The 10630-nt window shown below is 70.7% G+C and carries 10 protein-coding genes and 3 pseudogenes; 2 read left to right on the top strand and 11 right to left on the bottom strand.

Annotated features, from left to right (window positions below; translation table 11 throughout):
• Positions 1-471: pseudogene (locus ACFU8Q_RS34010) on the bottom strand (IS5 family transposase); the annotation flags it as partial.
• Positions 472-531: 60 nt separating this feature from the next.
• Positions 532-806 (bottom strand): annotated as a pseudogene (locus tag ACFU8Q_RS34005) (LUD domain-containing protein); the annotation flags it as partial.
• Between ACFU8Q_RS34005 and ACFU8Q_RS34000 the strand changes: the two are divergent.
• Together ACFU8Q_RS34000 and ACFU8Q_RS33995 are read left to right on the top strand one after the other, a co-directional pair.
• A pseudogene (locus ACFU8Q_RS34000) lies at positions 806-1081 on the top strand (hypothetical protein); the annotation flags it as partial. The pseudogenes ACFU8Q_RS34005 and ACFU8Q_RS34000 overlap by 1 nt on opposite strands.
• A gap of 31 nt (positions 1082-1112) precedes the next feature.
• The gene (locus ACFU8Q_RS33995; protein WP_384461745.1) at positions 1113-1829 is read left to right on the top strand and encodes a GntR family transcriptional regulator; all 717 of its coding nucleotides are present in this window, start codon (positions 1113-1115) and stop codon (positions 1827-1829) included.
• A 125-nt stretch (positions 1830-1954) separates the two neighbouring features.
• On the opposite strand, the gene ACFU8Q_RS33990 is transcribed toward ACFU8Q_RS33995, so the two are convergent.
• From ACFU8Q_RS33990 to ACFU8Q_RS33950, 9 genes are all read right to left on the bottom strand, one after another.
• Positions 1955-2836 carry an amidohydrolase family protein gene (locus ACFU8Q_RS33990; RefSeq protein ID WP_384461742.1) on the bottom strand — a complete coding sequence of 294 codons (882 nt, stop codon included), beginning with the start codon at positions 2834-2836 and terminating at the stop codon, positions 1955-1957.
• A complete protein-coding gene (locus tag ACFU8Q_RS33985) occupies positions 2833-3873 on the bottom strand; it encodes an aldo/keto reductase (protein WP_384461739.1) in 1041 nt (346 codons plus the stop codon). The genes ACFU8Q_RS33990 and ACFU8Q_RS33985 overlap by 4 nt, the downstream gene beginning before the upstream one ends.
• A 35-nt stretch (positions 3874-3908) precedes the next feature.
• A complete protein-coding gene (locus ACFU8Q_RS33980) occupies positions 3909-4664 on the bottom strand; it encodes an SDR family NAD(P)-dependent oxidoreductase (protein WP_384461736.1) in 756 nt (251 codons plus the stop codon).
• A gap of 88 nt (positions 4665-4752) precedes the next feature.
• On the bottom strand, positions 4753-5604 hold the full coding sequence (locus ACFU8Q_RS33975) for a fumarylacetoacetate hydrolase family protein (protein ID WP_384461733.1): 852 nt from the start codon (positions 5602-5604) through the stop codon (positions 4753-4755).
• A 73-nt stretch (positions 5605-5677) separates the two neighbouring features.
• Positions 5678-6001 (bottom strand): L-rhamnose mutarotase, encoded by a 324-nt coding sequence (locus ACFU8Q_RS33970; RefSeq protein ID WP_384461730.1) that lies wholly within the window; start codon positions 5999-6001, stop codon positions 5678-5680.
• Positions 5998-7542 (bottom strand): sugar ABC transporter ATP-binding protein, encoded by a 1545-nt coding sequence (locus tag ACFU8Q_RS33965; RefSeq protein ID WP_384461727.1) that lies wholly within the window; start codon positions 7540-7542, stop codon positions 5998-6000. Before ACFU8Q_RS33965 ends, ACFU8Q_RS33970 begins: the two co-directional genes overlap by 4 nt.
• A complete protein-coding gene (locus tag ACFU8Q_RS33960) occupies positions 7539-8615 on the bottom strand; it encodes an ABC transporter permease (RefSeq protein ID WP_384461724.1) in 1077 nt (358 codons plus the stop codon). The genes ACFU8Q_RS33965 and ACFU8Q_RS33960 overlap by 4 nt, the downstream gene beginning before the upstream one ends.
• A complete protein-coding gene (locus tag ACFU8Q_RS33955) occupies positions 8612-9688 on the bottom strand; it encodes an ABC transporter permease (RefSeq protein ID WP_384461721.1) in 1077 nt (358 codons plus the stop codon). The genes ACFU8Q_RS33960 and ACFU8Q_RS33955 overlap by 4 nt, the downstream gene beginning before the upstream one ends.
• Positions 9685-10630, bottom strand: a 946-nt coding sequence (locus ACFU8Q_RS33950; protein ID WP_384461719.1) for a mandelate racemase/muconate lactonizing enzyme family protein, incomplete at its 5' end; no start/stop codon positions are given. The genes ACFU8Q_RS33955 and ACFU8Q_RS33950, both read right to left, overlap by 4 nt.

Below are 10630 nucleotides of genomic sequence, written 5' to 3'. Positions count from 1 at the left end.
ATTCGGTCGCGTGGGATTCGTGTCCCATGTGGAAATGGGACAGCATCGGCTTCAGGGCCTGGCTGTCGTGGGTGTTGGCGGCTGAGAGGCCAACGCGTAGGGGCAGTCCGTTCGCGTCGGACAGGACATGCATCTTGGAACCTGGCTTGCCCCGGTCCACGGGACTCGGACCTGCAAGTTCGCCCCTTTTTTAGCGCGGATGTGCGCGGAGTCCAGGACCGCCCGGGACAGGTCGATCAAGTCCTGTTCGTCCAGAAGCTGGAGAATCTTCTGATGCAGCCGGCCCCACACCCCGGCTCTCGACCAGATGACGAAGCGGCGGTGCACGGTCGACTTCGACGCTCCGAAGCACGGCGGTAAGGCCCGCCAGGCACACCCACTGACCAGCACGTAGATGATCGCCGCGAAGACCGCCTCGTCATCGATGTTCGCGACCCCGCCACCCTGCGGACGCACGCGAGCCGGCGGCACTGCGCAGGGTTTTCCTGGGCCGGGCCGCGGGCCGCATCGGCCGAGGGCGCGTCGGCCATCCTTCTCGATGCCCATGACCGTGATCAGGGTCTGCGGCAGCGTCAGGCACGTCCGGCCGTTGCCCTCGGACTCGACGACGGAGAGGGTGCCGGTCTCGGCGATGCCGAAGTTGGCTCCGGAAACGGCGACGGAGACGGTCATGAACTTCTCGCGCAGATAGGAGCGGGCGGCGGTTGCCAGTTCGGCGGACGCGGAGGTCAGTTCCGGGTCGACGCCGGGAATCCGGTCGAGGATGATGCGGGGGCCGCAACCTCGCGGTTGCGGTGGATCGCGGGACGGCTCCGCCGACCAGGGCCGCCGGGCGCTCCCCCTGGTTCCCGACGTGCACGTGTGCGTGGTGGACCTCTCCTCGGCCGCCGTCGGGGTGCCGGAGTCGTCGGCCCGACTCGTTCCGGACCGGCCGACGACCCTGATCAGCGCTCCGTCGGCCATCTCGGACATCGAGTCGGAATGCGTCGAGGGGTGCGCGGCCCCACACCCTGGTCGTGGTGACCGCACGGTTGTGCGGGAAGGCCACGCAGGGCGCGGCCGGACAGCGCTAAGCTGCTGATGACCACGACACTCAGCACAGGGAGACCCGGATGCCGGAACATGACCCGCGCATCCCCGCCGACGTGGCCAGGGCGAGTGAGCCGTCCACCCCGCGGGTCCGCAAAGCCCTGTCCGACAGTGTCTACGAGGACATCAAGGCCAGGGTCATGGACCACGAGATCGCCCCGGGCGCGCGCGTCGGCATCGAGGCCCTGGCCCGTGCCCTCGACGTCTCACCGACCCCGGTACGCGAGGCACTGGCCCGCCTCGAGTCCGACGGTCTCGTCGTCAAGCGCTCCCTGTCCGGGTACCGGGCGACCGAATTGCTCACCCGTCAGGGCGTGGAAGAGCTGTTCGAGATGCGGCTGCTCCTGGAGCCGCGTGCCGCAGCCCTCGCTGCCCGCAACGCCGACGAGAGTCAACTCGACGCCGTGGAGGCGACGCTGGAGGCCATGCAGGCCCTCCCCGGCCCCACCGGGCCGTACGTCTCCTACCGTGACTTCGCCGCGCTGGATCAGCGTTTCCACGACATTGTTACGGAAGCTGCCCACCGGCCACTGCTCGCGGACGCGGTGGAGCGGCTCCACGCGCACCTGCACATCTTCCGACTCAGTGGCGTCCAGGACGCGGGTGATCCCACCGTTGACGAGCACGAGCGAGTGGTACGGGCGATACTGCGCCGCCGGGCCGAACGTGCCGAGGCGGCGATGGCCGAGCATCTCACCCGGAGCCTGGAGCGCCAGCTGGGCCGGTTCGACGAGCAGTGACCTGCCCGGCCGGCGCCCGGGACAGAAGTCCGTCGATGTCTCCGGGCCCGGTGACATCATCCCCCGGATCATGAACAACGAGGGAAGCCGTTCCGGGCCCGAAGGCTGGAGACTCCCATGCCGAGTCACGAAGAAGGTGACGAGGGGGCATCCTGCCTCGTGCCGGTCATCCGATAGACGCGCCGAGCGGTGCCGGCACATACCTCGGCCTGCTCGGCCCGGGTCAGCCCCGCTGTGAGTTCCGCGGCGGAGCGCACGACCTCGCCGTAGTCCGCGGCGAGCGTGCACACCGGCCAGTCCGAGCCGAACATCAGCCGTCGGGGGCCGAAGGCGTCGATCACGGTGTCGGCATACGGTCTGAGGTCGTCGACGGTCCACGACTCCCAGTCGGCCTCGGTCACCATCCCGGAGAGTTTGCACACCGTGTTCGGCAGGGCGGCCAGTGCCCGCAGGTGCTCCGCCCACGGCTCGTGTCGCCCGGACGCGATCGGTGGCTTGCCGAGATGGTCCAGGACGAAGGTGAGCCCGGGCACGGCGGCGGCTGACCGCGTCGCCGCGGGCAGCTGGTGCGGCAGCACGACCAGGTCGTGGACGAGCCCTGCCGCGGCGACCGCGCGCAAGCCGCGCAGTACGTCCGGCCGGTTCAGCCAGTCGGGGTCGGGTTCCCCCTGGACCTGGTGGCGGATGCCGCGCAGGAAGCCGCCACCAGGCAGGGACCGCAGCGCGTCCAGCGCGTCGGCGACGTCCGGCGCCGTCAGATCGGTCCACCCCACGACCGCTCCGATCACGTCGCCCTCCGCAGCCAGGGCCAGCAACTCCGGTGTCTCCTCAGCCACGTTGACCGTCTCCACCAGCACCGTGGCCGCCACCCCGGCCGCCCGGGTCTCGGCCTCCAGGTCCGCCAGGACGAAGGAGCGCCGCAACGAGGCGAGCCGGGGGCCGTCGATCCACTCCTGGTCGCGTACGGTCAGGTCCCACAGGTGGTGGTGGGCGTCGACGACCGTCATGACAGGCCCCCTTCCGTCCCCGCGACCGGCACCGGCACCCCGCTGGGCAGCAGCCCCCGCTCCCGCAGAGCTTCCCACACCGCGCCGGGAACCGGCCGACGGTACTGCGCGGCCGCGTCCCGGACCTGCTCCGCCGACCTCGCCCCGACCAGGACCGAAGCGACCGCCGGATGCCCGAAGGGGAAGCGGAGCGCGGCGGCCCGCAGCGGCACCTCGTGCGCTTCGGTGACCTCGCGCATCCGCAAGGCCCGGCCCAGGAGTTCCTCGGGCGCCGTCGCGTAGTCGTACATGGCCCCGGGCGTGGGGTTGGCCAGCAGCCCGGAGTTGAACACCCCGCCGACGATCACGCTCTTGCCGGCCGCAGCCGCGGCCGGCAGCAGCGCGTGCAGAGCGCCCTGTTCCAGAAGGGTGTAGCGCCCGGCGCAGAGCACTGCGTCGACGTCGGTGTCGGTCAGGAACCGGGCCAGCATTCGGCTCTGATTCATCCCCGCGCCGATCGCCCGGACGACGCCCTGCGACCGCAGCTCCTCCAGCGCGGGATATGCCTCCCGGAAGGCCTGTTCCTCGTGATCGTCGGGATCGTGGAGCAGGACCAGGTCCACGCGGTCGAGCCCAAGGCGGGTGAGGCTGTCCTCCAGCGAGCGGCGCACTCCGTCGGCGCTGAAGTCCCACCTGCGCGTATGGGTGGCCGGTACGGCGAAGCCGTTGGCCCGGTCGTCACCCCCGCCCTCTTGCGGCACGAGCACCCGGCCCACCTTGGTGGACAGGGTGAAGCCGTCTCGGGGCTTTGCCCGCAGGACCGCGCCGAGTCTGCGTTCCGACAGGCCCACGCCGTAGTGCGGGGCGGTGTCGAAGTAGCGGATGCCCGCGCTCCAGGCGGCCTCCACCGCCGCTGTGGCCTCGTCCTCGCCCACGTCACCGAAGAGTCCGGCGATCGCGGCGGCGCCGAAGCCGAGGGCGGTGACGGGGACACCGCTGCGACCGAGGGTCCGGACCGGCGCCGTGGCCGGCCCGGCCTCGGTCTCGCCCGCTGCCATCACCCTCCCTATGGTCTCGTCTCCAGCAGCCGCCATCACTGCCCCTCCGGGCGCAGCCGCAGCCCCTGCATTCCGCCGTCCACCGCGAGGGCCGTTCCCGTGACGGAGGCGGCGGCCGGACCTGCCAGATAGACGACGGCGGCGGCCACCTCGTCCGCGGTGACCAGGCGGCCCATGGGCTGCCGGGCGTTGAGCGCCGCCCGCTCGGCCTCCGGGTCGTTCGCCCGGTCCAGGAGACGGCCCACCCACGGGGTGTCCGCCGTGCCCGGATTCACGCAGTTGACGCGGATGCCCTCGCGCACGTGGTCCGCCGCCATGGCCAGGGTGAGGGCCTGGACCGCGCCCTTGCTGGCGCTGTACAGGGCACGCTGCGGAAGTCCCGCGGTCGCGGCGATCGAGCAGGTGTTGACGACCGCCGCGTGTGCCGAGGCGCGCAGCCGGGGCAGGGCCGCCCGGGTGGTGCGGACGACGCCGAGGACGTTCACGCCCAGGACGCGGTGCCACTCGGCGTCATCGTTGTCCTCGACCGTGCCTGCGGCTCCGATGCCGGCGTTGTTGACCAGGATGTCGATGCCGCCGAGGTCGTCGGCCGCGGCGGTGACCGCGGACCGCACGGAGGCATCGTCCGACACGTCGGCGACGTACCCGCGAAGGGGTTTGCCGACGGACGAGGGGTCGAGGTCGAGCACGGCGACGTCCGCGCCACGGGCAGCCAGCAGCTCCGCGGTGGCCCGGCCGATGCCGGAGGCGCCACCGGTCACCAACGCCTTGAGTCCGTCCAATTCACTCATCAGCTGGTGCCCTTCTCGTGTGTGGTGCGGTCGGTGGCCCTGAAGACGTCCGTGACGCGGGCCATGGGGTGGTTGCTCATCGGCCCGTTCACGCGTCCTCGAAGATCTGGCGCTGGCTGCCGAGTCCGTCGATCTCCAGCTCCACCGTGTCGCCGGCGCGCAGGTAGGGGGTGTCCGGCAGGCCGAGAGCCACCCCGGCCGGAGTCCCGGTGTTGATGACGTCGCCCGGCTCCAGCACCATGTACTGGCTCAGGTACCAGACGATGTGGGCAACCGAGAAGATCATGTTCTTGGTCGTGCCGTTCTGCCGGGGCACGCCGTTGACGCTCAGCCTCAGACCGAGTGCCTGCGCGTCCGGCACCTCGTCGGCGGTGACCAGCCAGGGGCCGAGCGGATTGAACGTCTCGCACGACTTGCCCAGGTCCCACTGGGGGGACAGCTCCAGCTGGAAGGCGCGCTCGGACACGTCGTTGCTGACGGCGTACCCCGCGACGACCCCGGCGGCGTCGCCGGGACCGTCCAGATAGCGGGCCCGTCGGCCGATCACCACCGCGAGCTCCACCTCCCAGTCGGTCTTCCCGGAGCCGCGCGGCACGAGCACGGTGTCGTGGGGGCCCACGACGGTGCCGGGGTCCTTCATGAACACCACCGGCCGCTCGGGCACGGGTGCGCCGGTCTCGGCGGCGTGGTCCCGGTAGTTGAGACCGACGCAGACCACCTTGCCCGGGCGGGCGACGGGCGCGCCGACGCGCAGCCCCTCGGGGACGAGCGCGGGCAGCGTGCCGGCCTGCAGGGCGGTGCGGACCCGGTCGACGCCGTTGGCGGCCAGGAAGGGCCCGTCGATGTCGCGGGTCAGTCCGGTGAGGTCGTAGGTGCGTCCGTCGTCGGCCAGGACGGCCGGGCGTTCGGAACCTGGGGCGCCGAGGCGCAGAAGTTTCACGTGTTTCTCCTAGCGGTCGCGGTACCGGTCGTACCGCGCGGTGGTTCGGGGTGGCGAAGGCCGGAGCATGGGCCTACTCCATGAGGAAGACCTGTTCCATGCCGGTCCACCACTCGCCGGGCGCGGCCTCGTCGACGGGCCGCTGGCAGGGGGCCGTGTGCCGCCACCACTCCTGGGTCGCCGGGTCCTCGGCCATCGCGGCGAGGTCCGCCGCCAGATCGTCGCCGTGGTACTCGAAGTAGGCGAAGAGTTGGTCGCCGAGCAGATGGATCGAGTAGTTGGTGATGTGGCAGGCGCGCAGCCGGTCGAGGACCGGCCGGGGCACGTTGCGGTGCAACTCCCGGTACTCGTCAACCTTGTCGGGCAGAACGCGGATGACCTGGGCGACGCGCCTCATGAGGTGCTGCTCCTCGCGGTCACGGCCGAGCCGGTGCGGTCGTGGATGATCCGGATGATCCGCCCGCTCATGCGGTCGTAGTCGTGGTCGTTGTCCACCTCGCCGCGGATGCGGTGATCGGCCATGACGACGACCCGGTCGGCCAGGGTGATCATCTCCGTCAGGTCGCTGCTGATCAGCAGGATGGGCAGGCCGCCGCGGGCCAGTTCCCAGATCAGTTCGTGGAAGGCGTGCTTGGTGCGCACGTCCACCCCGACGGTCGGCTCGTCGACGACCAGCAGCCTGGTGTCGGCCGCGAGCCACTTCGCCAGGCTCACCTTCTGCTGGTTGCCGCCGGACAGTTCGCCGGCGTTCTGCTCGAGGCCGGAGATGCGGATGCCGAGGCGGTCGACCAGATCCTGCGAGACTTCCTTCTCCTGGTGGGAGGAGATGTCGCCGAGGAACCGGCCGAGCTTCTTCCACACGGTCACGGTGATGTTCCGGACGATGGGCTGCTCCAGGAAGACGCCTTCCTCCTTGCGGTTCTCGGTCAGATAGCCGATGCCGTAGGTGTGCAGGGCCTCCCGGGGAGATCCGATCCGCGCCGGTTCGCCGTACACCCGGATCTCGCCGCCCGTGACCTGGTCGAGACCGAGGACGGCCTTGACCAGTTCGCTGCGGCCGGCGCCGACCAGACCGTACAGACCGACAATCTCTCCGGGGCGGACATCGAGACTGATGTCCTGATGCCCGGCCGCCGTGCACAGACCCGACAGGGAGAGAGCGGGCTTCGCCGAGGTGTCCACCGTACGCGGGGTCATGTCCGCCACCGAGTGCTGACGGCCGACCATGAGGGCGACCACATCGTCCTGACCGTACTCGGCGAGGGGAGCCGACTCGAGCACCGACCGCCCGTCACGCAGGACCGTGACGGTGTCGCAGATGGCGAAGACTTCCTCCAGCTTGTGGCTGACGAACACCACACACGTGCCGCGCTCCTTGAGCCGGCGCACCACGTCGAAGAGGCGTTCTGCTTCCTGCGGGGAGAGGGACGCGGTGGGCTCGTCGAGCAGGAGCACCTGGCTCTCGGTGTACAGGGCCTTGGCGATTTCGACCAACTGCTGCTGCGCCACGGACAGTTCCCGCACGGGGCGGTGCGGGTCGAGGTCCAGCCCGAGCTCGGCCAGGCAGCGCTCGGCGGGGCCGGCCATCGCCTCCCGGTCGACCAGTCCCCAGCGCGCGGGCGGGCTCTGCAATGTGATGTTCTCGGCCACGGAGAAGTCGGGGATCAGGTTGCGTTCCTGGTGGACCACGCCGATGCCGGTCCGGGTGGCCTCGAGCGGCGAGCGCAGGTGGATCTCATCGCCGCGCCACAGCAGTCTGCCGCCGTCGGGCAGGTGGACGCCCGTGATTACCTTGATCAGGGTGGACTTGCCCGCTCCGTTCTCGCCCAGCAGGGCGTGTACGGAACCCGCGGTCAGGGTCAGGCCCACGCCGTCGAGGGCGCGTACCCCGGGGAAGACCTTGACGATGTTCTCGCATTCCAGCAGGACGTCGCTCATCGGGCGCCTCTCGTGCTCGGCAGGGCAGCGGCCGGACGTGCTTCGCTCTTCGGCGGCGCGGACGGCGTGCGGCCGGGCGCCTTGCCCTTCTTCTCAAGCTGGGTCTGATGGATGCGGCCGCCGACGACCGTGCCGAGGACGACCAGGCCGATGAGGAAGTTCACCCAGCTCGGGTCCAGGGAGAACTGGGCGCGCGCGGTGTCGATCAGCCGCATGACGAAGGCGGCGAGCACGGTGCCCAGCACCGCCACTGAGCCGCCGGTGAGCGCGACGCCGCCGATGATGGGCGCCGCGAAGCTGGGCAGCAGCCAGTCCCCGCCGACGCTGCGGTTGACGCCGGGCAGCGAGGCGGTGGCGGTCACCGCGGCGATGCCGACGAGCAGGCCCGACAGGGTGTGGGCGAGCACGATCTGACGGTCGGCGGAGATGCCCGACAGTCGGGCGGCGAGTGGGTTGCCGCCGGCGGCCAGCAGGCGCCGCCCCGCGATGGTGCGGTACATGAATGCGGCGAGCATCGCGGCCGCGGCGATCGCTGTGACGAACACCAGGGGGATGTTCAGGGGCGCCGAGCGGCCGAAGTCACGCAGCGTGGCCGAGTATCCGTCGATGGTGCGGGTGCCGGAGAGCCGGTACTGGGCGCCGAGCAGGATCGTCATGGTGCCGAGGGTGACGATGAAGCCGTTGATGCGGGTGGCGACGATGAATACGCCGGTCAGCAGGCCGATCAGGGTGGCGGTGAGGACGCCGATCAGTACGGCCAGGCCCGCCGGCACGCCGTGGTCGGCCATCAGCACGCCCATCAGACAGGCGCTGAACCCGCCCAGCGCGCCGACGGCGAGATTGAGCTGCCCGACGCACAGGGCCACCATCTGGGCCAGTCCGATGAGGATGGGCGTGGCGAGGTACTGCAGGAACGTGCGGAGGGAGGATCCCTCGAAGAAGGAGCCGGACGAGGCGATGCCAAGGCCGACGTAGCCGACGACGACCACGCACAGCAGGGTCATCTCGGTGGACCGGGAGAAGCGCCGCAGTGCCGGAAGGGCCGCGGTTCCCTTGTCGCGGAGCGTCGTCATGTGGAGCGCACCACCTTGCGATAGGACACGACGGTGCGCACCCGGTCCGCTGACAGAGCCAGCAGAAGTACGCAGCCGAGGTAGATGTTGAGGCTCTCCAGGCCGACACCGAGCAGGTCGAGTCCCTTGCGGATGACGCCGACCAGAGAGGTGCCGAGCAGGGCGCCGATGACGGAGACGACGCCACCGGTGAGCAGGGTGCCGCCGAGGACGGCGCCGAGGAACGAGGGGAGCATGAAGTCGTCGCCGATGGAGGCGCGGAACGTGCCCGTGCCGACGGCGGCCATGAAGCCGGCGAGGGCGGCGAGCAGCCCGGACAACGCGTGCGCCAGGACGACCCTGCGCCCGGTGGGGATGCCGGACAGCTCGGCGGCCGCCGGGTTGGCGCCGGTGAGCAGCAGCTCGCGACCCATGCGGGTACGGGCGTAGAGGAAGCCGAGGCCGACGAGGGCGAACAGGGTGAACTGGGTCATCTGCGGGATGGCGGGTGAGCCGCAGACCGGGCCGGCGCAGATGTCGGCGAGCGAGTATGAGCGCAGTTCGGCGAGTCCGTCAGGCCGCGTGGTGAACGCGGCGTTCTCCGTGAGGGCCGAGTAGAGCAGGGAGACCAGGCCCAGCAGGGCGAAGTCCATGGCCAGCGTCACGACGAACGAGTTCACGCCGGTGCGGGCGATGATCCAGCCGGTCAGCGCCCCGATGGCGCACCCGGCGACGAGGCACAGCACCAGGCCCAGCGCCAGCGGCAGCCCGAGCCGGTCGTAGCCGAACCCGGCGAAGAAGGCACCGAAGGCGGCCATGCGCCCGACCGCGAGGTTCATGTGCCCGATGGAGAGCACGACCATTTGCGCGAGTGCCACCACAGTGAGGGTCGAGATGTCCCTCAGGAGCGGGAAGAGCACCAGCCGCTCGTCGAAGAAGGCCGGCCGCAGAACGCCGAAGAAGGCGCCGAGCGCGACGATGAGCACCAGCAGCCCCAGCCGCTGGTTGACCCAGAACGGCAGCCGGTGAGCCGGCCGGGCACCGTCGGTGGGGCGGTCGGTCTCGCTGTCGGGGGGTGTGACGGCCGTCGTCATGAGACCCTCCGGTCATCGATGGCGTCCATGTCCCAGTCGATGCCGATGCCCGGCTGGTCCGGCGCCACGGCCAGGCCGTCGCGCAGGACCATCTCGGTGCGGGTGACGGCGCGCAACTGCGGTATGTACTCGACGTATGCGCCGTTGCTGACCGCGGCGACCAGGCTGACGTGCAGTTCCATCAGGAAGTGCGGGCAGACCATGACGTTGAAGGTCTCTGCCAGGTGGGCGACCTTCAGCCACGGGGTGATGCCGCCGACCCGGGCGACGTCGACCTGCACCACGGAGGCGCCGCCGGACTCCAGGTAGTTGCGGAACTGCATGGGCGAGTACATCGACTCGCCGACGGCGATCGGGATTCGGGTGGAGCGGGCAAGCCGGGTGTGGCCGCTGAGGTCGTCCGCGGGCAGGGGCTCCTCGAGCCAGTACGGGTCGTAGGGCTCCAGCGCGGCGGCCAGCTGCACGGCCGAGGACAGCGACTGCGACTGGTTGGCGTCCGTCATGATGTGCAGCGCGGGGCCGACCGCCTCGCGGACGGCGCGCAGGCGCTCCGCGTCCTCGGCGACGTGCGGCTTGCCGACCTTGATCTTGACGCCGGAGAACTGCGCCTCCCTGGCCGCGAGCGCGGACTTGACCAGGTCCTCGGTGCTCAGGTGGAGCCAGCCGCCCTCGGTGTCGTAGACGGGGACTTCCTGGCGGTGGCCGCCGGCCAGTCGCCACAGCGGCTCTCCGGCGCGCTTGCAGCGCAGGTCCCACAGGGCCGTGTCCACGGCGGCGAGCGCCAGCGAGGTGATGGCGCCAGTGGTGGTGGCGCGTGTGTGGGCGAAAAGCTGCTGCCAGAGCCCCTCGACGTTGCGGGCGTCCTTGCCGGTGAGGAGGGGCAGCAGGTGGTCCCGGAGGAGTGCCAGAACCGAAGTCCCGCCGGTGCCGATGGTGTACGCG

The sequence above is a fragment of the Streptomyces sp. NPDC057543 genome, assembly GCF_042801895.1.
Lineage (GTDB): Bacteria > Actinomycetota > Actinomycetes > Streptomycetales > Streptomycetaceae > Streptomyces.
The sequence above is the reverse complement of the archived record's forward strand: the minus strand, read 5'-3'. Positions and strand labels throughout refer to the sequence as shown.